Genomic DNA, 21943 nt, shown 5'->3' with positions numbered 1-21943 from the left:
GGTCCGCGGAAGTTGCGTCAGACGGAGGAGTTGTCGCGCGGCATGAGCAGGGGAGCCGCCACCGCGAGCAGCACGGCAGGAAGTAGAAACCCCGCTGCCGGGGAGATCGCATAGACGGGAGTGAGAGTAATGGGTGCCAGCGCATTGCCCGTGAACCTCAATGCCTGGACCACCGATACCGCCCCACCCCGATTCGGTCCGGAAGACCCGAGAACTGCAGCGTTGACGCCGACCAGGATGAACTGGCCCGCAGCTCCGGCCGCGAACCAGGCCACGGCCACGACGGCGAGGAGTGAGACGGTGCCGGCGGCGGTGATGAGCACGGCACCGGCAACGGCACCGATCACGACGGCCGTCCGTGCGCCGATCCTGTCGATCACTCCGCCGACGAGGCGCGCAGTGAGGATTCCGGCCACTCCGAAGCCGGTGAGCAGGAGGCCCCGCTGGGTCGGGCTCAGGCCGAAGACGTCCTCGGCACGGAACGCCACCAAAAAGCTGAGTCCCCCCAGGGCGCCCCAGCCGAGTAGTGCGACAACACCCATTCGCAGCACCGGCAGTGTCAGCGCGTCGCGCAGGCGTGGACGCGCGGCCCCCGGTTCGTCGCGTGCAGCGTCCGGTATTCCGATGAGGCCGAAGGCCGCGGCGACGAGGGCGATGACGAGGAACGACAGCCGCCAGTCGATCTCGGCGGCCAGTCCGCCGACGAGCGGTGCACTCGACTGACCTGCAGCTTGGAAGGCGCCGAAGATCCCGAGTGCACGTCCGAGACGCTTCTTCGGCGTGGAGGCGGCGAGCGCAGCCAGCAGCAGGGGCGTGGTGAACGAGTTGGAGCATCCCTGCAACACCCGCGCGCCGAGAAACAACGGCAGCGTGGGGGCGAGGAAGCACGCGAGCGACGACACCAGGTAGACGGCGTAGGCGGCCCGCACCGTCCGAGTGCGACCCCAGCGCGCCCCCAGTGTTCCCGACACGAGCATCACCAGCGCGAAGGGCAGCAGGTACGCCGTCAGGGAACTGGCGGCGGCTGCGGCGCCCACACCCAGGTCATCGCCGATCTCAGGGAGGATCGAGACGACGACGCCGCCGCCGAAGGGTCCGAGGAAGCCACCACCATAAAGGGCGAGGCGTTGCAGTGCAGAACGAAGCGACTCGGGGGAGCGCTCCGTCACAGCCCGAAGCTGCCGGGCCCACGCCGGCGGAGGTACCGCTCGAACTCGGCCGCCAATGCGTCACCGTCGATCTTCGAGATCGCCTCGGAAATGTCGGTCTCGGCGTCGCCGCGTTCCTCGAGCGAGCGGACGTAGTCGCCGATCTCTTCGTCGTCGGCGGTCATCTCCGTGACGGCTTCCTGCCAGTCGTCGGCTTGGCTCGGCAGCTCACCGAGCGGAACCTCGATGTCGAGAACATCCTCGACGCGTTGGAGCAGAGCGACGGTGGCCTTCGGGTTCGGTGGCTGCGACACGTAATGGGGCACGGCCGCCCAGAACGACACCGCGGGCACACCGGCGCGGACGCAGGCGTCCTGCAGCACCCCGGTGATGCCGGTAGGCCCCTCGTATCGCGTCTGCTCGAGCTTGAACCGCTCGGCGGCCTCACTGCTGTACGCGCTGCCGGTGACGGGGACCGGCCGGGTGTGCGGCGTGTCCGCGAGAAGCGCACCCAGGATGACGACGGTGCTGATCTCGAGTTGGTCGATCAGCTCGAGGAGGTCCTCGCAGAAGCTACGCCAGCGCATGTTCGGTTCGATACCGCGAAGAAGGACGACGTCACGCTCACTGCCGGGTGGAGAGCACACGGACAGGCGGGTGGCCGGCCACACGATCTCCCGGGTGACGCCGTCTACCTGCCGGACGGTAGGGCGATTGACCTGGTAGTCGTAGTATTCCTCGGAATCCAGCTCGGCCAGCGGCTGGGCGTCCCAGGTCAACTCCAGGTGTTCGACGGCCCCGCTCGCGGCGTCGCCGGCGTCGTTCCAGCCTTCGAAGGCGGCGACCATGACAGGGTCACGCAGCACGGGAACGCCGTTGTCTTCGGCGCCGGCATCCGCGGTGTCGAAGGCGTCATCGTCGCGGCCCGCGGGCGTGACAGGGAACTCACTGGAACTCACCCACCCAGCCTACGGCCAGCATCCGCCCCCGCGCCCATTAGTCTGGACGGCATGTCTGCGCCATTTCACTCTGCCCTGCTCGATGCGTTGAACCAGCGCGTTGTCATCGGCGACGGCGCCATGGGCACCATGTTGCAGGCCGCAGATCTCACCTTGGACGACTTCCTGGGCCTCGAGGGCTGCAACGAAATTCTCAACCACACCCGCCCCGACGTGCTGAAAGACATTCATCGCGCGTACTTCGAGGCCGGGGCCGACGCCGTCGAAACCAACACGTTCGGCTGCAACCTGCCCAACCTGGCGGACTACGACATCCAGGACCGAATCCGTGAACTGGCCGAGAAAGGTACTCGGCTGGCACGTGAGGTCGCCGACGAGATGGGGCCGGGACGCGACGGCATGGGCCGGTTCGTGCTGGGGTCGATGGGCCCGGGAACCAAGCTGCCGACACTCGGTCACGCATCGTTCGCGAGCCTGCGGGACGCGTACGCCGAGGCGGCGATGGGAATGATCGACGGGGGCGCCGATGCGATCCTCGTCGAGACCTGCCAGGACCTTCTGCAGGTGAAAGCCGCGATCCTCGGCAGTCGCATGGCGATGGACAAGCTCGGCTCCCGGCTGCCGATCATGACGCACGTCACCGTGGAGACCACCGGAACGATGCTTCTCGGCAGTGAGATCGGTGCCGCGCTGACCGCCCTCGAGCCGCTCGGGATCGACATGATCGGACTCAACTGCGCTACCGGTCCGGCCGAGATGAGCGAGCACCTTCGGCACCTGTCGAAGTACTCGACGCTGCCGGTGTCGGTCATGCCCAACGCCGGTCTGCCGACGCTGGGAGCAAATGGCGCCGAGTACCCGCTCACGGCGGAGGAGCTGGCGGAGGCGCTCAGCGGGTTCGTCAGCGAGTACGGGCTCGCGCTGGTGGGTGGTTGCTGCGGCACCACCCCGGAGCACATCCGGCAGGTGGCCGAGGCGGTGCGCCTGGTCGAGAAGGCCGAGCGTAACCCGGTGCGTGAGTCGGGGACATCCTCGCTCTACACCGCGGTGCCGTTCCAGCAGGATGCGAGCATCCTGATGATCGGCGAGCGCACGAACTCCAACGGATCGAAGGCGTTCCGTGAGGCGATGATCGCCGAGGACTACCAGAAGTGCCTCGACATCGCCAAGGACCAGACCCGCGACGGCGCTCACATGCTGGACCTCAACGTGGACTACGTCGGCCGCGACGGTGCCGCAGACATGGCCGCTCTGGCGAGCCGGTTCGCGACGGCGTCGACGTTGCCGATCATGCTGGACTCCACCGAGCCCGCAGTGCTGCAGGCGGGCCTCGAGCATCTCGGTGGTCGGTGCGCCGTCAACTCCGTGAACTACGAGGACGGCGACGGACCGGATTCGCGGTTCCAGAAGATCATGCGGCTGGTGAAGGAACATGGCGCCGCCGTGGTGGCCCTGACCATCGACGAGGAGGGTCAGGCGCGTACCGCGGAGCACAAGGTCCGGATCGCCGAGCGACTCCTCGAGGACATCACCACCAACTGGGGTCTCGACGAGTCCGACATCATCATCGACGCGCTCACCTTCCCGATCTCCACCGGTCAGGAGGAGGTGCGCCGGGACGGCATCGAGACCATCGAGGCGATCCGGGAGCTGAAGAAGCGACACCCTGAGGTGCACTTCACCCTCGGTGTGTCGAACATCTCGTTCGGTCTCAATCCGGCCGCGCGGCAGGTGCTCAACTCGGTATTCCTGCACGAGTGCACCGAGGCCGGTCTCGACACGGCGATCGTCCACGCGTCCAAGATCTTGCCGATGGCCCGCATCCCCGACGAGCAGCGAGAAACGGCCCTCGACCTGGTCTACGACCGTCGCAGCGAGGGTTACGACCCACTGCAGAAGCTGATGCAACTGTTCGAGGGTGTCTCGGCGGCGTCGGCGCGTGAATCGCGCGCCCAGGAACTTGCTGCTCTGCCGCTGTTCGAACGACTCGAGCGACGCATCGTGGACGGGGAGCGCAACGGCCTCGACGAGGACCTCACCGAGGCCATGACGCAGAAGCCGCCGCTCGAGATCATCAACGAGACGCTGCTCTCGGGCATGAAGACCGTCGGCGAACTCTTCGGCTCCGGTCAGATGCAGCTGCCGTTCGTCCTCCAATCCGCCGAGGTGATGAAGGCGGCGGTGGCGTACCTCGAACCACACATGGAGGCCACCGACGAGGACGGCAAGGGTCGCATTGTCATCGCCACGGTCAAAGGCGACGTCCACGACATCGGCAAGAACCTGGTCGACATCATCCTGAGCAACAACGGATACGACGTCGTGAACCTGGGCATCAAGCAGCCGATCGCCACCATTCTCGATGCCGCGATCGAGCAGCGGGCCGATGTGATCGGCATGTCCGGTCTGCTGGTGAAGTCGACCGTGGTGATGAAGGACAATCTGCAGGAGCTCAACGCCAAGGGCGTCGCGGAGAAGTTCCCTGTGCTGCTCGGGGGAGCGGCCCTTACCCGGTCTTATGTGGAGAACGACCTCGCCGAGGTGTACGAGGGTGAGGTCAGTTACGCGCGGGACGCTTTCGAGGGCCTGCATCGGATGGACGAGATCATGGCCGTCAAGCGCGGCGGCGGACCCGATCCGGACAGCCCGGAGGCGATCGCGGCCCGCGAGAAGGCGGCGGAGCGCAAAGCCCGCCACGAACGATCGAAAAGGATCGCCGAGAAACGCAAGGCCGCCGAAACGCCGATCGAGGTGCCCGAGCGGTCCGACGTGGCCACCGACATCGACGTCCCGAATCCGCCCTTCTGGGGTAACCGGATCGTCAAGGGCGTCTCGCTGTCCGAGTATTCGGGACTCCTCGACGAGCGTGCCCTGTTCCTCGGACAGTGGGGCCTGCGCGGACAGCGGTCCGGCGACGGTCCTACCTATGAGGAGCTGGTGGAAACCGAAGGTCGCCCACGGCTGCGGTATTGGCTCGATCGCCTGAGCACGGAAGGCATCCTTGCGCACGCCGCGGTGGTGTACGGGTACTTCCCGGCCGTGTCCGAGGGTGACGACGTGGTGGTGCTCACCGAACCGAAGCCCGATGCGGACGAGCGTTTCCGATTCACGTTCCCGCGTCAGCACCGTGACCGCTTTCTCTGCGTCGCCGACTTCGTCCGCTCGCGGACCGAAGCGAAGGAAACCGGCCAGGTCGACGTGTTCCCGATGCAGTTGGTCACCATGGGGCAGCCCATTGCGGACTTCGCGAACGAGCTGTTCGCTGCAAACGCGTATCGCGACTACCTCGAGGTGCACGGCATCGGTGTGCAGTTGACGGAATCGTTGGCCGAGTACTGGCATCGCCGCGTGCGGGAGGAACTGGTGCTGCCCGGCGGACACAATGTGGCGGAACAAGACCCGTCGGAGGTGTCCGGATTCTTCGACCTGGCGTATCGCGGTGCCCGCTACTCGTTCGGCTACGGCGCGTGCCCCAACCTGGAAGACAGGGCCAAGATGGTAGCTCTGCTCGAGCCCGAGCGGATCGGTGTGAAGTTGTCCGAGGAGTTGCAGTTGCATCCGGAACAGTCCACGGATGCGTTCGTTCTGCACCATCCCGAGGCGAAGTACTTCAATGTCTGAGGCGGGCAACAAACTCGCAGGTGTTCTGTGGGACATGGACGGAACGCTGCTCGACTCGGAGAAGATGTGGGACGTCGCGGTGCGGGAGTTGTCGCTGCACCTCGGCGGTCCCATGACCGAGGAGACACGGCTGAAGACGATCGGTGCGTCCAGTGCCGATGCGCTCGGCGTCATCTTCGACGCTCTCGGCCTCGGGCAGGACCCGGTTTTGCTCGCCGAGGCCAAGGAGTGGATGTTCACCCGCGTCGAAGAGTTGTTCGCCGACGGCATCCCGTGGCGTCCCGGCGCACTTCGGGCATTGCAGGCGGTGCGTGAACACGGCCTGAGTACAGCCCTGGTGACCAACACCGAGCGTCGTCTCACCGAGCGCGCACTCGACACCCTCGGGCGACAGCACTTCGACCATTCGGTGTGTGGTGACGAGGTGCCGTTCGGCAAGCCGCACCCCGGCCCGTATCTGCGAGGTGCGGAACTGCTGGGGCTGGACCCTGCTCAGTGCCTTGCCATCGAGGACTCTCCCACCGGTGCCGCGTCGGCGCAGGCCGCCGGATGCGTCGTGCTCGTCATTCCCTGCGAGGTCGTCGTACCGCAGGCTCCGGGCAGAGTGTTCCGGGACAGCCTCGAAGGGATCACGGGCGTAGAACTCGGCGCGCTGTGGTCGCAGCCGCAAGCGCAGCTGAGCGGCCTGCAGCTTTAGGTATCCTGGTTTCCCGTGGCTGTGCCGAAGATTGTGCTGTTCTATGTGTTCACACCGCTCGCCGACCCGGAAGCGATCCGGCTGTGGCAGCACACCCTCGCCGAGGCCAACGGTCTCACCGGCCGAATCCTGATCTCCGAGCACGGCATCAACGCCACGGTGGGCGGCGACATCCGGGACGTCAAGAAGTATGTCAAGGGCACCCGGAGTTACGCACCCTTCCGCGACGCCGACATCAAATGGTCCGATGGGCGCGGCGCCGACTTTCCCCGGCTCAGCGTCCGGGTACGGCCCGAGATCGTGTCCTTCGGTGCGCCCGACGAGTTGAAAGTCGACACGACCGGGGTCGTGGGCGGCGGCACCCACCTGGCGCCACACGAGGTGCACGAGCTGGTCGAGGGTAGGGGCGAGGACGTCGTGTTCTTCGACGGCCGCAACGCCTTCGAGGCGGAGATCGGCCGATTCCGCGGGGCCGTCGTCCCCGATGTGTCGACGACCCGGGACTTCGTCCACGAACTCGACAGCGGCAAGTACGACCACCTCAAGAACAAGGCGGTGGTGACGTACTGCACAGGCGGGGTGCGCTGTGAGGTGCTGTCGTCGCTGATGCGCTCGCGCGGTTTCGGGGAGGTGTATCAACTCGACGGCGGCATCGTCCGGTACGGCGAAGCCTTCGGTGACAGCGCCCTGTGGGAAGGGTCGCTGTATGTCTTCGACAAGCGGATGTCCGTGAACTTCAGCGAGCGGGCGAGCGTTCTGGGAACCTGCACCGTATGCGGGGATCCCACGTCCCGTTACGAAAATCTGCCCGAGAATCAGGGGCGTGCGCTTGCCTTGGTGTGTGAGGGCTGCACCGCCGACAGTCGGGTCGGCTGACGTGGCCGGCGCCCCTCTGCCCGTCCGTAACGGCCTCGGACCGGACCGCATCCGGATGCCCGCCGACCTCGACACGAAGACCGTTGCCGACTTTCTGCTGCGGACCTACCCGGACGACAGTGCGCACTGGCTCACGCTGATCGACAGTGGTGGTGTGGTCGACGAACACGGGCGGGTGGTCGATCGCCGAACACGGTACTCGCCCACGCGGTTCGTGTATTTCTACCGTGATCCTGCCCCCGAGATCCCGGTGCCCTTCGACATCGACATCCTCCACCACGACGACCGGCTCGTCGTGGTGGACAAACCGCACTTTCTCGCGACAATCCCGCGTGGCGCCCACATCACCGAGACTGCGGTCGTACGACTGCGTAAGGCCCTCGACCTCCCCGAACTGACGCCGGCGCACCGGCTCGACCGGATGACGGCGGGTGTGCTCGTGTTCCTCGTCCGGCGTGAGGATCGTCGACCGTATCAGGAGTTGTTCGTCTCCCGGCAGGTGACGAAAGAGTATGAGGCGCTTGCCGGTACCGCTTCGGCGTTGACCTTTCCGCGCACCGTTCGCAGCCGCATCGTGAAGGAACACGGGGTGATGACGGCAACGGAGGAACCGGGGGAGCCGAACAGTGAAACCGTGATCGACCTGCTCGAGTCGAGGAATGGTCGCGGACGTTACCGCCTGCTGCCCAGGACGGGTCGCACGCACCAGCTGCGGTTGCACATGTCGTCGCTGGGATTGCCGATCGAGGGCGACAACTACTACCCGACCTTCCGCCGCTCGGTGCCCGGCGACTTCTCTTCGCCCCTGCAGTTGCTCGCGCGGGCCATCGAGTTCATCGACCCGGTGTCGGGTGGGGTCCGCCGGTTCGAGAGTCGCCGCACTCTCGGGTGGTGACCGGTTCCGAGGGGACCGCGGTGGCGTGAAACAATGGGTCCTCGTGAAGACCTTCGAATCCCTGTTCGCCGAGCTGACTGAACGCGCCGCCACCCGTCCCGAGGGCTCCGGCACCGTTGCCGCCCTGGACGCCGGCGTCCATTCGCAGGGAAAGAAGATCCTCGAAGAGGCCGGTGAGGTGTGGATTGCCGCCGAGCACGAGAGTGACGACGCGCTCTCCGAGGAAATCTCCCAGCTGCTCTACTGGGTTCAGGTGCTGATGGTGGGTAAGGGGCTGAAACTCGAGGACGTCTACCGACATCTGTGATCGGTCGATCGAGCCTTCCCTCACCCCGCGTCTTCTCCGAAAGGACCCCTCCCATGCTGCGCGTTGCAGTCCCGAACAAGGGCTCGCTGTCCGAGTCCGCCGCCGAAATCCTCAGCGAAGCCGGTTACCGGCGCCGCACCGACTCCCGCGATCTGACCGTTCTCGACCCGTCGAACCAGGTCGAATTCTTCTTCCTGCGGCCCAAGGACATCGCCATCTACGTCGGTTCGGGTGAACTCGACCTCGGGATCACCGGCCGCGACCTCGCCCGCGATTCGGGCGCACCTGTCTCCGAACGGCTCTCACTCGGCTTCGGCCGGTCCACCTTCCGGTACGCCGCCCCTGCCGGGAAGGATTGGTCCGTGGAGGACCTCGCGGGGCTGAGGATCGCCACGTCCTACCCCAACCTGGTGCGCGACGACCTGTCGGCCCGAGGCATCGATGCCTCGGTGATCCGCCTCGACGGCGCGGTCGAAATCTCGATTCAGCTCGGTGTCGCGGACGCGATCGCCGACGTGGTGGGGTCGGGACGCACACTGCGCCAGCACAACCTGGTGGCCTTCGGGGACACCCTCTGCGACTCCGAGGGTGTGCTCATCGAACGCGCGGGTTCGCCCGCCGACAATTCGGCCCGCAACCAGTTGGTGGAGCGGGTGCGGGGCATCGTGTTCGCGCAGCAGAACCTCATGCTCGATTACGACTGCCCTAAGACGATCCTCGACGACGCGTTGAAGATCACCCCGGGTCTGGAATCCCCGACACTGTCGCCGCTGGCCGACGAGAACTGGGTGGCAGTGCGGGCGATGGTGCCGATCAAGGGGCACAACGGTGTGATGGACGAGCTCGCCGAACTCGGTGCCAAGGCGATTCTGGCCTCGAACATCCGGTCGTGCCGGGCTCTGTGAGTCCGCGTTCCGCTTCGGTCTGCGCTCGTTCCGAACTCAGGGGCGGGCGCGGACCTGTACGGATTGGGTGATGCGCCCGACCGCACCGGCGTGGTCGTAGAGCACGCCCGCGCACATACCCACCCCGTCGGGGCCGATCGAGGTTTCCGCGCTGACGCCAACCCAGCTCCCCGACGGCACCCGGAACACGTGAACCGTGAGGTCCGTGTTCAGAAACGTCCACTGCGTCGGGTCGAGTTTGGAACCGACACCGTTGGCGATATCGGCCACGGAGAACAACCGCTCGAGCGGAGTCATCTGCTCGCCCCGGACGAGGGCGGGCTTCGGCTTCGCCCACATCGCGGCGGGACCTTCGCCGCCGATCTCGGTGATCCACCGGTAGTCGAGGGTGTCGAGGTAACCCGATGCGGGGAAACGCCACACGGCACCGTCGCGGCCTGCTTCCGGCGGTGGGAGAGGCGTGTCGGCGGTGTGCACCGTGGCGGCGGTATCAACGGTCTCCATTCGCCACCCGGTAGCCCTGGCCACCGCGCGCGATCGGCCGGCGGTATCGGTGCTCCACAGTTCCGCGACCACCAACTCCACCCGCCGCCCGGGACGCTGTACCCAGGAGCGGACCTCGAGTTCGGCGATCGGGATGGGGCCGAGGATGTCGACGGCGACCCGGGTGACCCGCACGTCGTTTCGGGCGTCGCAGCGCTCGAGCGCGCGAAGGAGGAGGGCGGACGGGGGCGCGCCGTGTTGCATGGTGTCGGCCCACACGCTGACGGTCAGGTCGGTACTCGCGAACCGCTCGATGGTGACCTTCCGATCCGGATCGGACGCTGCAGCGCTCAGCGACTTCGAACCGACCGGAACGTAGTAGGACTCCGCACTCATTCGACGATCTCCTCGAACGCAGGTGTCTCCTCGGCCGGCCCCTCAGGCCATCCCGGATAGGGCGGCGGTGTTCCGCCGAACGACGGGCACAGGGCCTTGTGGTCACACCAGTCGCACAGTCGGCTGGGCTTGGGGCGGAAGTCCCCGGTCGCACCCGCTGTCAGAATCGCTTTCCAGATGGCCGAGAGCGTGCGTTCGAATCGCAGCAGTTCGTCCTCGTCGGGCGCGTAAGTGAGCACGATGCCGGAGGCCAGGTACAGCAGGCGCAACTGGGCGGGCACGATCCCCCGGGTCCGGAGCAGCACCAGGGCGTAGAACTTCATCTGGAACAGGGCCTTGGACTCGCTCATTTCCCGCGGGGCGCGACCCGTCTTGTAGTCGACCACCCGCACCTCGCCGGTGGGCGCGACGTCGATGCGGTCGACGAAGCCGCGCAGCAACACCCCGTCGGCAAGTTCGGTCTCCACCCGCAGCTCACACGACTCGGCCTCGAACCGCGTCGGATCTTCCAGACCGTAGTAGGCGGTGACCAGGGAGCGGGCCTCGTCGAGGAACCCTTGACGCTCCTCGGCGGGTACCAAGTCGATCAGTTCGGGTGTCTCGGCGAGCATCCGTTCCCACGAGGGATGGACGAGGTCGACGGCGCGCTCGGGCACACGCTCGGCGGCGGGTAGCCCGAACAGGGTTTCCAGCGCCGCATGCACCACAGTGCCCTTCACCTGCGCCCGCGAGGGCGCCTCGGGGAGTCGGTCGACGGCCCGGAACCGGTAGAGCAACGGGCACTGCTTGAAGTCGCCGGCCCGGGAGGGGGAGAGCGCGGGGCGCCTGCGGGTTGCCGTTCCCGCTCCGAGCTGCAATGGGGAACCCTTCGTCTGTGATGGGGGACCCTCTGTCACAGGGGCTGCCGACTCTGAGATGCTCACACCTGGCAGGGTAGGCGCCTGGTCCGACAGTCTCGTCGCGGCCGCCGGCGAGTACGACGGCCGGAACGAACAGGCTGAGGAGTCGTTGACACATGGTAGGACGCGAAACGCGACCGAGCGGACCGTTTCGGGTGGGCGATCGCGTCCAGCTGACCGACGCCAAGGGCCGGCATTACACGGTCAACCTGGAGGCGGGCAAGGAGTTCCACACCCACCGCGGCGGCATCCTGCACGACGACCTGATCGGCACCGACGAGGGCAGTGTCGTCAAGTCCACCAACGGCACCCCCTACCTGGCGTTGCGGCCGCTGCTGGTCGACTACATCCTGTCGATGCCGCGCGGCGCCCAGGTGATCTACCCGAAGGACGCCGCGCAGATCGTGCACGAGGGTGACGTGTTCCCCGGTGCGCGGGTGCTCGAGGCGGGCGCCGGATCCGGGGCACTGACCTGCTCTCTTCTCCGTGCGGTGGGACCGCAGGGTCGGGTCATCTCCTACGAGGTGCGGGACGACCACGCCGAGCACGCGGTGCGCAACGTCGAAACCTTCTTCGGGGAACGACCGGACAACTGGGATCTGACCATCGCCGATGTCGCCGAGTTCGACCCCGAGGCGGCCGGCGGACAGGTGGATCGGGTCGTTCTCGACATGCTGGCGCCGTGGGACGCCCTGCCCGCCGTGTCGAAGGCGCTGGTTCCGGGCGGCGTTCTCGTCGTCTACGTCGCTACTGTGACGCAGCTCTCGAAAGTCGTCGAGGCGATGCGGGACCAGGAGTGCTGGACCGAGCCCCGGTCGTGGGAGTCGATCGTGCGGGGTTGGCACGTGGTCGGCCTGGCGGTGCGCCCCGAGCACCGGATGCAGGGCCACACCGCGTTCCTCGTCAGTGCCCGGCGCCTCGCCGAGGGCACCGTCACCCCCAAGCCGCAGCGCAGGTCCGGCAAGGGCTGACACCGACGAAAGCGGCGGCGCCCGAAGGGACGCCGCCGCGGAAACGGTCTCGCGGGTCTGTTCTAGCAGCCGGTGCGGGCCATGCCCAGCAACGCGCAGGTGCTCTCGTCCGACACCTTCCAGGTCCCGTCGACGTTCTCCCACGTCCACGGGGTGGGAGCGGCGGTGCCGTGCGGGCTCGTCACCGCCACCTTCGCGGTGGCAATATCACCGTCTACCTGCACGTCCGTGACAGTGAACGACACCGGGTAGTTGGCGGTGGCGGTGGTCATGGCCTCGATGTTGGAGCGGCGCTCGTCACCCTTGACCACCACGGCGGTCTTCTCGTCGACCGGTCGTGCGGGATCGACGAGAACCTGCAGTGTGGTGAGCAGTTCCTCCGAGCTGGGCGCGGCCACGGAGTCCTCGGCCGACGTCGCGGCCGCGGCCGCCGAGGCCGTCGTGGCGGTGGCCGCTGTGGTGTCCGCGGCGTCGTCGGACGAGCACGACGCCAAGCCGAGCGCGAGGACGACGGCGCCCGCGGCGACTGCAGTCCTGCCGACGAGGGAAGTGCCGATCAGCGATGTGCGGATTATCACGACGAGCCCTTTCGTTACACAGAAGAGAGAGACACTGCTCAGCAGGTAGGCAAGGCTAACATGATGGAACTGGAGGTTCGGGTCTCTCGTTGGCCGATTCGCAATCGGCAGATTCCGTGTCACGGCGCAGAATTCGGGCGGTGCCGGTAGCGTTGATAGATCTTCATTGGGAGGAGACGCACATGAGCTCGACAGAGAACCCCGATTCGGTTGCGGCCGCACGAGAGCTCGAGGCGTTGCGCGCAGAGGCGTCGGCATTGCGGAGGCAGCTCGCGGAGTCGCCGGAACAGCTCCGTGAGATGGAATCGCGAGTGGACTCGTTGTCCATCCGTAACACCAAGCTGATGGACACCCTCAAGGAAGCACGCCAGCAGCTCATCGCTCTTCGAGAGGAAGTCGATCGCCTCGGCCAGCCGCCGAGCGGATACGGCGTCCTCCTCGGAGTGCACGACGACCAGACCGTGGACGTGTTCACCTCCGGTCGCAAGATGCGGTTGACGTGCTCACCGAACGTCGAGGCCGAGACGCTCAAGCTCGGTCAGACCGTGCGCCTCAACGAGGCCCTCACCATCGTCGAGGCCGGCACCTTCGAGCGTGTGGGCGAGATCAGCACCCTGCGCGAGATCCTCGACGACGGCCAGCGCGCCCTCGTGGTGGGTCACGCCGACGAGGAACGCATCGTCTGGCTGGCCGAACCCCTCGCCGCGGTCTTCGCCGACAGTGAGCGAGAGTCGGTCGCGTACGACGCGGAGTCACCCACCCGCAAGTTGCGGCCCGGCGATTCTCTGCTGGTCGACACCAAGGCCGGATACGCGTTCGAGCGGATACCGAAGGCCGAAGTCGAGGATCTCGTCCTCGAAGAGGTCCCGGACGTGCACTACGACGACATCGGCGGGCTCGGACGGCAGATCGAGCAGATCCGCGACGCGGTGGAGTTGCCGTTCCTGCACAAGGACCTCTTCCACGAGTACGCGCTCCGCCCACCCAAGGGTGTGCTCCTGTACGGCCCGCCCGGCTGCGGTAAGACACTCATCGCGAAGGCTGTCGCGAACTCGCTGGCCAAGAAGATCGCCGAGGCCCGCGGTGAGGACAGCAAGGAAGCGAAGTCGTTCTTCCTCAACATCAAGGGTCCCGAGCTGCTCAACAAGTTCGTCGGCGAGACGGAACGGCACATCCGGCTCATCTTCCAGCGGGCTCGCGAGAAGGCCTCGGAGGGTACTCCCGTCATCGTGTTCTTCGACGAGATGGACTCGATCTTCCGTACCCGCGGATCGGGTGTCTCGTCCGACGTCGAGACCACCGTCGTCCCGCAGTTGCTCAGCGAGATCGACGGTGTCGAGGGGCTCGAGAACGTCATCGTGATCGGCGCCTCCAACCGCGAGGACATGATCGACCCCGCGATCCTGCGTCCGGGCCGCCTGGACGTGAAAATCAAGATCGAGCGTCCCGACGCGGAATCGGCACAGGACATCTTCTCCAAGTACCTGACCGAGACGCTGCCCGTCCACGCCGACGACCTGGCCGAGTTCGGTGGGGACCGCACCGCCTGCATCCGGGCGATGATCGAGCGGGTCGTCGACCGCATGTACGCCGAGAGTGAGGAGAACCGCTTCCTCGAGGTCACCTATGCCAACGGTGACAAGGAGGTGCTGTACTTCAAGGACTTCAACTCGGGTGCGATGATCCAGAACATCGTCGACCGGGCCAAGAAGTACGCGATCAAGTCGGTGCTCGACACCGGGGCCCCCGGCCTGCGGGTCCAGCACCTGTTCGATTCGATCGTCGACGAGTTCTCGGAGAACGAGGACCTGCCGAACACCACGAACCCGGACGACTGGGCACGCATTTCGGGCAAGAAGGGCGAGCGGATCGTCTACATCCGCACGTTGGTCACCGGCAAGAACGCCAGCGCGAGCCGCGCCATCGACACCGAATCCAACACCGGCCAGTACCTGTAGCGGTTTGCCCATACCGGCACGGCGGGAACGTCATTCGTTTCCCGCCGTGCCGGTCTGTTCTCCGGGCCGGTTCTCGTCCGGGGCGACACGGTTTCCGAGCAGTGCGCGGGTGTCGGGGGCGAACGGCCAAGCCGGGTCGCGGAGGTGCGTGAGCAGCTCTTCGGGGGTCCACCACCATCCGGCCGCGATTTCACTCTCCTGGTGAACGATCGGGCCATCCCAATGGGTTTCGTAGGCGTAGAGGTGGCAGCGCAGGCGCAGCCCCTGCCACCGGCCGTTCCAGGACACCCGGGCGATCGGGGTGAGCACGGCACCGGTGATCCCCAGCTCCTCGGCCAATTCCCGGCCGGCGGCCTGTTCGGGGGTCTCGCCGGGATCGAGCACACCGCCCGCCAGGCAGTCGTGATGACCGGCGAACACCCTCTTGGTGTCGGACCGCCGGTGCACGTAGAGACGTTTTCCGTCGCCCGACCGCACGAGCACTCCGGCGCTGGCATGCCACAGCCCCTCGTCATAGACCCGTGATCGTTCGGCGGACCCGACAGGGTGGCCTGCGCCGTCGAACACCGCCACCACTTCGTGTGCCTGTCGTGAAGTGTCCGGCGCGGAATCCATGCGTCCGATCCTGCCACCAGCATGGTGACGCCGTCCCCGTCCCGTCGGCGTCGGGGTGTTCAGGGCCGTGCCACGGCCGGTCGCTCGATTTCGGCCCGAGCCGTGGCAGGTTCCGTCGACCGCAATCGGGAGTGCGCGCAGGCCTGACCGTCTCGGGAACCGGTGATCGCATAGGCTCGCAGCATGCAGCGGATCATCGGTGTCGAAGTCGAGTACGGAATCTCCTCGCCCAGCGAGCCGTCGGCCAATCCGATTCTGACCTCGACCCAGGCGGTGCTCGCCTATGCGGCAGCGGCCGGGGTGCCCCGGGCCAAGCGGACGCGGTGGGACTACGAGGTGGAGTCGCCCCTGCGCGACGCCCGCGGATTCGACCTCGGCCGGCTCAGCGGCCCCGCACCGGTCATCGACGCCGACGAGGTCGGTGCCGCCAACATGATCCTCACCAACGGCGCGCGCCTGTACGTCGACCACGCCCATCCGGAGTATTCCGCCCCCGAGGTCACCGACCCGCTCGACGCGGTGATCTGGGACAAGGCGGGTGAGCGGGTGATGGAAGCCGCCGCCCGGTACGCGTCGAGTGTGCCCGGTGCACCGCGACTGCAGCTGTACAAGAACAACGTGGACGGCAAGGGCGCCTCCTACGGCACCCACGAGAATTACCTCATGTCGCGGGCTACCCCGTTCTCCGCGGTGATCAACGGCCTCACCCCGTTCTTCGCGTCCCGTCAGGTGATCACCGGGTCCGGGCGGGTGGGCATCGGTCAGTCCGGCGACGAGGCCGGTTTCCAGTTGTCGCAGCGTGCGGACTACATCGAGGTGGAGGTCGGCCTCGAGACGACGCTCAAGCGCGGGATCATCAACACCCGCGACGAACCCCATGCCGATGCGGACAAGTACCGCCGGCTCCACGTCATCATCGGTGACGCTAATCTGGCCGAGATGTCGACGTACCTCAAAGTCGGCACCACCGCCCTGGTTCTCGATCTCATCGAGGCCGGCGTCGATCTCACCGACCTCCAGCTCGCACGCCCGGTCACCGCCGTGCACCACATCAGTCACGACCCCACCTTGCGGGCCACTGTGGCGTTGGCCGACGGCCGGGAGCTGACGGGGCTTGCCCTGCAGCGGATCTATCACGACCGGGTTGCGAAATTCGTCTCCGCCGAGGGCAACGACGACCCCCGCGTCACCGACCTGCTCGAAAAATGGGCCATGGTGCTCGACCTGCTCGAGCGTGATCCGTTGGAGTGCTCACACCTACTGGACTGGCCGGCGAAGCTGCGTCTTCTGGAGGGTGCGCGCAGCCGGGAAGGCCTCGGATGGGCCGCCCCCAAATTGCACCTGATCGACCTCCAGTACTCCGACGTGCGTCTCGACAAGGGGCTGTACAACCTCCTGGTGTCGCGCGGGTCGATGGAACGGCTCGTCACCGAGCAGCAGGTCCTGGACGCCGTCGATGCACCGCCCATCGACACCCGCGCGTACTTCCGCGGCGAGTGCCTGCGCAGGTTCGGTGCCGACATTGCGGCTGCGAGCTGGGATTCGGTGATCTTCGACCTGGGTGGAGACTCCCTGGTCCGGATCCCGACACTCGAGCCGCTGCGGGGCAGCAAAGCCCACGTCGGAGCGTTGCTGGAGTCGGTGACCACCGCGAAGGAGCTCGTCGACGAGCTCACGAACTGAGCCCTCGGGCCGGCCGCGGTAGGTCCCGCCGGGGAACTCACCGCCGCGTCGGCACACGTGGGGCGTCGGCGCTCGGTAGGGTGAAGGTCCGAGCGGATGATCAGTCAGACTGCTTGGCAGAACAGGACGCTCGGAAGAAGAGCTCCCTTTACACAAGGAGGTCGGCGGCGATGGCACAGGAGCAGACCAAACGTACTGGTGGCGGCGATGAGGACGACACCCCCGGCGGTGACGGAGCTGCAGGTCAGGAACGTCGTGAAAAGCTGGCAGAAGACACCGACGACCTCCTCGACGAGATCGACGACGTGCTCGAGGAGAATGCCGAGGACTTCGTCCGGGCCTATGTCCAGAAGGGCGGCCAGTGACGGCGGATCGACCGGCACTGCGGATACACAACGGTGACACGAGGCTCAGCTTCGGTTCGAACCTGTCCTCGTTCACCGAGTATCTGCGTGGTCATGCACCAGAATTGTTGCCGGAGAATCGGATCGGCCTTCGCTCGCACTCGACCGCACGGGGTGGTGACGGGATGGACAGCGGTGATCTCGCACCGCACGGAACGACGATCGTGGCGCTCACCTACAAGGGTGGGGTGCTCATTGCCGGTGACCGGCGAGCGACACAGGGAAACCTGATCGCCAGTCGCGACGTGGAAAAGGTGTACATCACCGACGAATACTCTGCTGCCGGAATCGCAGGTACCGCCGGTATCGCGATCGAGTTGGTGCGGCTCTTCGCTGTCGAGCTCGAGCACTACGAGAAGATCGAGGGCGTTCAGCTCACGTTCGACGGCAAGGCGAATCGCCTGGCGTCGATGGTGCGCGGCAATCTCGGGGCCGCGATGCAGGGCCTCGCCGTGGTGCCGCTCCTCGTCGGCTACGACCTCGACGCGGACGACGACGCGCGGGCGGGCCGGATCGTGTCCTACGACGTGGTCGGCGGTCGCTACGAGGAACGCTCCGGATACCACGCGGTCGGTTCGGGTTCGTTGTTCGCGAAGTCGTCGCTGAAGAAGCTGTATACGCCGGAGAGTGACGAGGAGACCGCGTTGCGCGCGGCCATCGAGTCGCTGTACGACGCCGCCGACGACGACTCGGCCACCGGCGGCCCGGATGTGACCAGGGGTATCTACCCGACCGCGGTGACGATCACGCAGGCCGGGGCGGTGCACGTGTCCGAGGACACGACGTCGGAGTTGGCGCGGCGCATCGTCGCCGAGCGGACCGAAGAAGGGGGGTCGGCGCGATGACCATGCCGTACTACGCATCAGCCGAGCAGATCATGCGGGATCGCTCGGAGCTGGCGCGCAAAGGCATCGCCCGGGGGCGCAGCGTCGTGGTGCTCACCTTCCACGACGGTGTGCTGTTCGTCGCGGAGAATCCGTCGACCGCCCTGCACAAGGTGAGCGAGCTGTATGACCGCCTCGGGTTCGCGGCGGTGGGGAAATACAACGAGTTCGAGAACTTGCGGCGGGCCGGCATCGTGCACGCCGACATGCGCGGTTACTCCTACGACCGCCGCGATGTGACGGGTCGGTCGCTGGCCAACGCCTATGCGCAGACGCTGGGCACGATCTTCACCGAGCAGCCCAAGCCCTACGAGGTGGAAATTTGCGTCGCCGAGGTGGGGCGGGTGGGAAGCCCCAAGGCGCCGCAGTTGTACCGCATCACCTACGACGGATCCATCGTCGACGAGCAGGACTTCGTGGTGATGGGTGGCACGACGGAACCGATCGCTACTGCCATGCGTGAGTCCTATCGTGCCGATCTGGGCCTCGAGGACGCGGTCGGGGTCGCGGTCAACGCATTGCGGCAGGGCGGTGCGGGCGACGGTGAACGCCGCAACGTCGATGTGTCGGCTCTCGAGGTGGCGGTGCTCGATCAGACCCGTCCCCGGCGCGCGTTCCGGCGGATCGTCGGGAGTGCGCTCGAGGGGCTGCTTCCGGAGCCGCCCGCCGCCCCGTCGGAATCGGCCGCAGAGCCGACTCCGGACAACGGGACGACGTCGACCGAATCTCAGGGCTGAGGGCGGTACACCGCGAGCGCTTCGGGCTCGGCCCGGAAGTCGAAGGTGCGGGCGTCGGCGACTACTTCGCCGTCGGTCGCCAGAGCGACCGGTGATCCGTCGACCTGCACGGTCAGCCTCGGCACCAGCGACCGGACGTACACCGGTGTGGTGCCGAGGGTGCCGGTCGCCGCGGCGAACAGCAGCCGGGATCGTGAGGCGCGGCGGTCTGCCCGCACATATCGCACATCGAGCATTCCGCCGGTGATCGCCGGGCGTGACATCGGAACCTGATCGGCCGGCGAGTACCGGCCGTTTCCGACGAACAGCATCCAGATCAGCACCGGTTCCCCGTCGATGGTGACGGCGAGGGGTGCGGCGGCGGACAGGATCCGGATCATTGCGGCGCAGGCGGCCGGCCATTTCCCGAGCCGCGGCTGCCACTTTTCCCGTAGTCGCACGGCGTCCGGGTATCCACCCAGGCTGGCGGTGTTGAGGAACGGGGCCGGCGCTGCGACGTCGGTGCCGACGACGGCCTTGTCGACGTGCCGGGCGCGCCCCTCCTCGACAGCCTTCGCCGTTCCGGCGATGTCGGTGACGCCCGCGTCGCGGGCGAAGTGATTGAGGGTGCCCCCGGGAAATACCGCCAGCGGCAGCGTGTGGCGGACCGCTGCCGCTGCCACCGCGACCACCGTGCCGTCGCCGCCGCAGACCCCGAGCGCCTGCGGTTGGGTCCCGCCGATCCAGGTGTCGAGCTGCTCGGCGAAATCCTGGTCCATGTCGAGGGTGCGCACCAGTGCATTCGGCAAGGCGGCGCCGATCTCGTCGGTCGGCGCATCGTCGCCGGGTCCGGATCCGGGATTGACCACCACGAGTAGGCCTTCGCCACCAGGTAGTGCGGGAACGTCGGCCGCGGAACCGAGGTCGGCCGGGTCCTCCGAGCGGACCGCCCACCAGCGTCGGGTGCTCGAGGCCACGACACCACCGAACGCGAGCCCGACAAGCACGTCACTCGGCCAGTGGACTCCGTTGTGGACGCGGGAGTAGGCGACTGCCGCCGCGAGCGGTGCCAGCACGGCGCCGGTGACCGGCGACTCGAGGGCGACCCCGGTGGTGAAGGCCGCCGCGGATGCGGCGTGCCCGGACGGGAACGACGACGACAGCGGAATGCGCACCCCCCGCAGCACGCTGGCCCATTGCCGGGCGGTGGGCCGCCGCCGAGGGAACAGCGGTTTCAGGATCCCGTTGGCCAGCATGCTGGCCAGGGCGAGGGACAGCAGACCGCGGACACCGCCGCGCCGCGCCCGCCCGCCGACGGCGGTGAGTACTGCCGCGGCTGCCCACCACAGCACCCCCTTGTCGGCGGCACGGCTGAGGAAACGCATCACCCTGTCGGCCTCGGACGGACGTAGATTGGCGCTGCGGTCGAACACGAACTCGTCGGCTCGGTGGATCCGGTGTAACGGTGGCTTCACGACCTCAGAGTATGCGTGCGGTGTCGCCGACGGTTTTCTCGCTCCGCCGCGTGATCCGCGTTGTACTGTCGAGGTGTGCAGCGACGAATCATGGGTATTGAGACTGAGTTCGGTGTGACCTGCACCTTCCATGGTCACAGGCGACTGAGCCCCGACGAGGTTGCGCGCTACCTGTTCCGGCGGGTGGTGTCGTGGGGCCGTAGTTCCAACGTGTTCCTCCGGAACGGTGCCCGCCTGTATCTGGACGTCGGCTCGCACCCCGAGTACGCGACGGCGGAGTGCGACAACCTGATCCAGTTGGTCAATCACGACCGGGCGGGGGAGCGGGTTCTCGAGGAACTGCTCATCGACGCGGAGCAGCGGCTCGCCGAAGAAGGCATCGGCGGCGACATCTACCTGTTCAAGAACAACACCGACTCCGCCGGTAACTCGTACGGCTGCCACGAGAACTTCCTGGTGGCGCGGGCCGGGGAGTTCTCCCGGATCTCCGACGTTCTGTTGCCGTTCCTGGTGACGCGGCAGCTGATCTGCGGTGCCGGCAAGGTCCTGCAAACTCCCAAGGCGGCCACCTTCTGCCTGTCTCAGCGGGCGGAGCACATCTGGGAGGGGGTGTCCTCGGCGACTACCCGGTCGCGGCCCATCATCAATACGCGCGACGAACCGCACGCCGACGCCGAGAAGTACCGTCGCCTCCACGTGATCGTCGGCGATTCCAACATGTCGGAGTCGACCACCATGCTCAAGGTGGGAACCGCGGCCCTCGTCCTGGAGATGATCGAGGCCGGGGTCGCGTTCCGCGATTTCGCGCTCGACAACCCGATCCGCGCCATCCGCGAGGTCAGTCATGACGTCACCGGACGTCGCCCGGTGCGGTTGGCCGGCGGCCGGCAGGCCAGTGCACTGGACATTCAGCGCGAGTACCACGCGCGCGCGGTGGAACACCTGCAGAACCGCGAACCCGACGCACAGGTCAGCCAGGTGGTGGATCTGTGGGGCCGGATGCTCGATGCGGTGGAGTCGCAGGACTTCGCCAAGGTGGACACGGAGATCGACTGGGTGATCAAGCGCAAGCTGTTCCAGCGCTACCAGGACCGTGACGGGTTCGAGCTTGCCGACCCGAAGATCGCGCAACTCGACCTGGCATACCACGACATCAAACGTGGTCGCGGTGTGTTCGACCTGCTCCAGCGCAAGGGGCTGGTGAAGCGGATCACCGAGGACGAGACGATCGAGGCTGCCGTGGACACACCGCCGCAGACGACCCGCGCGAAGCTGCGCGGTGAGTTCATCACCGCAGCTCAGGAGGCCGGCCGCGACTTCACCGTCGACTGGGTGCATCTCAAGCTCAACGATCAGGCGCAGCGGACCGTCCTGTGCAAGGACCCGTTCAGGTCGGTCGACGAACGGGTGGAGCGGTTGATTGCCTCGATGTAGCCGCGCTGCGGAAGTTCGGAACCAACCCACCCACTAGGC

20 protein-coding genes are annotated in these 21943 nt (G+C 66.8%); 13 read left to right on the top strand and 7 right to left on the bottom strand.

The window, feature by feature from the left end; all coding sequences use genetic code 11:
• Window positions 1-17: 17 nt before the first annotated feature.
• The gene (locus tag JQT59_RS24010; protein ID WP_213572280.1) at window positions 18-1169 is read right to left on the bottom strand and encodes an MFS transporter; all 1152 of its coding nucleotides are present in this window, start codon (window positions 1167-1169) and stop codon (window positions 18-20) included.
• The gene (locus tag JQT59_RS24005; protein ID WP_159922007.1) at window positions 1166-2107 is read right to left on the bottom strand and encodes a PAC2 family protein; all 942 of its coding nucleotides are present in this window, start codon (window positions 2105-2107) and stop codon (window positions 1166-1168) included. Before JQT59_RS24005 ends, JQT59_RS24010 begins: the two co-directional genes overlap by 4 nt.
• A gap of 51 nt (window positions 2108-2158) precedes the next feature.
• On the opposite strand from JQT59_RS24005, the gene metH reads away from it, so the two are divergent.
• Genes metH through hisG form a run of 6 tightly spaced genes read left to right on the top strand, consistent with a single transcriptional unit; the run spans window position 2159 to window position 9408 of the window.
• Window positions 2159-5728: a methionine synthase gene (gene metH, locus JQT59_RS24000; protein WP_213572279.1), complete on the top strand. Its 3570-nt coding sequence runs from the start codon at window positions 2159-2161 to the stop codon at window positions 5726-5728.
• Window positions 5721-6425, top strand: a complete 705-nt coding sequence (locus tag JQT59_RS23995) for an HAD family hydrolase (protein WP_213572278.1) — start codon at window positions 5721-5723, stop codon at window positions 6423-6425. Before metH ends, JQT59_RS23995 begins: the two co-directional genes overlap by 8 nt.
• A 15-nt stretch (window positions 6426-6440) precedes the next feature.
• Entirely contained in the window at window positions 6441-7301 is an 861-nt protein-coding gene (gene trhO / locus JQT59_RS23990) for an oxygen-dependent tRNA uridine(34) hydroxylase TrhO (protein ID WP_213572277.1), read from the top strand.
• Window position 7302: 1 nt separating this feature from the next.
• A complete protein-coding gene (locus JQT59_RS23985; protein WP_213578043.1) occupies window positions 7303-8196 on the top strand; it encodes a pseudouridine synthase in 894 nt (297 codons plus the stop codon).
• 25 nt (window positions 8197-8221) lie between these two features.
• Window positions 8222-8503, top strand: coding sequence for a phosphoribosyl-ATP diphosphatase (locus JQT59_RS23980; protein ID WP_201453570.1), 282 nt, complete (start codon window positions 8222-8224; stop codon window positions 8501-8503).
• 53 nt (window positions 8504-8556) lie between these two features.
• On the top strand, window positions 8557-9408 hold the full coding sequence (hisG, locus tag JQT59_RS23975) for an ATP phosphoribosyltransferase (RefSeq protein WP_213572276.1): 852 nt from the start codon (window positions 8557-8559) through the stop codon (window positions 9406-9408).
• Window positions 9409-9444: 36 nt separating this feature from the next.
• On the opposite strand, the gene JQT59_RS23970 is transcribed toward hisG, so the two are convergent.
• Complete coding sequence (locus JQT59_RS23970) at window positions 9445-10287, bottom strand: thioesterase family protein (protein ID WP_213572275.1); 843 nt, start codon at window positions 10285-10287, stop codon at window positions 9445-9447.
• The gene (locus JQT59_RS23965) at window positions 10284-11210 is read right to left on the bottom strand and encodes a RecB family exonuclease (RefSeq protein WP_213572274.1); all 927 of its coding nucleotides are present in this window, start codon (window positions 11208-11210) and stop codon (window positions 10284-10286) included. The genes JQT59_RS23970 and JQT59_RS23965 overlap by 4 nt, the downstream gene beginning before the upstream one ends.
• A gap of 92 nt (window positions 11211-11302) precedes the next feature.
• On the opposite strand from JQT59_RS23965, the gene JQT59_RS23960 reads away from it, so the two are divergent.
• On the top strand, window positions 11303-12157 hold the full coding sequence (locus JQT59_RS23960; RefSeq protein ID WP_213572273.1) for a tRNA (adenine-N1)-methyltransferase: 855 nt from the start codon (window positions 11303-11305) through the stop codon (window positions 12155-12157).
• A 62-nt stretch (window positions 12158-12219) separates the two neighbouring features.
• Here the strand turns inward: JQT59_RS23960 and JQT59_RS23955 are convergent, their stop codons facing one another.
• Window positions 12220-12735 carry a WKL family lipoprotein gene (locus JQT59_RS23955; protein ID WP_213572272.1) on the bottom strand — a complete coding sequence of 172 codons (516 nt, stop codon included), beginning with the start codon at window positions 12733-12735 and terminating at the stop codon, window positions 12220-12222.
• 182 nt (window positions 12736-12917) lie between these two features.
• Between JQT59_RS23955 and arc the strand changes: the two genes are divergently transcribed.
• Window positions 12918-14693: a proteasome ATPase gene (gene arc, locus JQT59_RS23950; protein WP_159922025.1), complete on the top strand. Its 1776-nt coding sequence runs from the start codon at window positions 12918-12920 to the stop codon at window positions 14691-14693.
• Between the two features lie 30 nt (window positions 14694-14723).
• Here arc and JQT59_RS23945 read toward each other — a convergent pair whose 3' ends face one another.
• Window positions 14724-15308 (bottom strand): NUDIX hydrolase, encoded by a 585-nt coding sequence (locus JQT59_RS23945; RefSeq protein WP_213572271.1) that lies wholly within the window; start codon window positions 15306-15308, stop codon window positions 14724-14726.
• A gap of 183 nt (window positions 15309-15491) precedes the next feature.
• Between JQT59_RS23945 and dop the strand changes: the two genes are divergently transcribed.
• The 4 genes from dop to prcA all read left to right on the top strand — a co-directional run bounded on the left by dop (window position 15492) and on the right by prcA (window position 19016).
• Window positions 15492-16991, top strand: coding sequence for a depupylase/deamidase Dop (dop, locus tag JQT59_RS23940; RefSeq protein WP_213572270.1), 1500 nt, complete (start codon window positions 15492-15494; stop codon window positions 16989-16991).
• A gap of 170 nt (window positions 16992-17161) precedes the next feature.
• Window positions 17162-17356 (top strand): ubiquitin-like protein Pup, encoded by a 195-nt coding sequence (locus JQT59_RS23935; RefSeq protein WP_005242990.1) that lies wholly within the window; start codon window positions 17162-17164, stop codon window positions 17354-17356.
• Entirely contained in the window at window positions 17353-18240 is an 888-nt protein-coding gene (gene prcB / locus JQT59_RS23930; protein ID WP_159922031.1) for a proteasome subunit beta, read from the top strand. The genes JQT59_RS23935 and prcB overlap by 4 nt, the downstream gene beginning before the upstream one ends.
• Complete coding sequence (gene prcA / locus JQT59_RS23925) at window positions 18237-19016, top strand: proteasome subunit alpha (RefSeq protein WP_109329571.1); 780 nt, start codon at window positions 18237-18239, stop codon at window positions 19014-19016. Before prcB ends, prcA begins: the two co-directional genes overlap by 4 nt.
• Here prcA and JQT59_RS23920 read toward each other — a convergent pair.
• The gene (locus JQT59_RS23920; RefSeq protein ID WP_397517648.1) at window positions 19007-20380 is read right to left on the bottom strand and encodes a bifunctional phosphatase PAP2/diacylglycerol kinase family protein; all 1374 of its coding nucleotides are present in this window, start codon (window positions 20378-20380) and stop codon (window positions 19007-19009) included. The two genes, prcA and JQT59_RS23920, sit on opposite strands and share 10 nt — an antisense overlap.
• A gap of 165 nt (window positions 20381-20545) precedes the next feature.
• Here JQT59_RS23920 and pafA point away from each other — a divergent pair, with 165 nt between their 5' ends.
• Window positions 20546-21904: a Pup--protein ligase gene (gene pafA, locus JQT59_RS23915; RefSeq protein WP_213572268.1), complete on the top strand. Its 1359-nt coding sequence runs from the start codon at window positions 20546-20548 to the stop codon at window positions 21902-21904.
• The last annotated feature ends 39 nt before the right edge of the window (window positions 21905-21943 follow it).

It is taken from the genome of Rhodococcus sp. USK13, assembly GCF_018343855.1.
Taxonomy (GTDB): domain Bacteria; phylum Actinomycetota; class Actinomycetes; order Mycobacteriales; family Mycobacteriaceae; genus Rhodococcus_F; species Rhodococcus_F oxybenzonivorans.
This window is presented reverse-complemented; position numbering and strand designations above follow the sequence as displayed.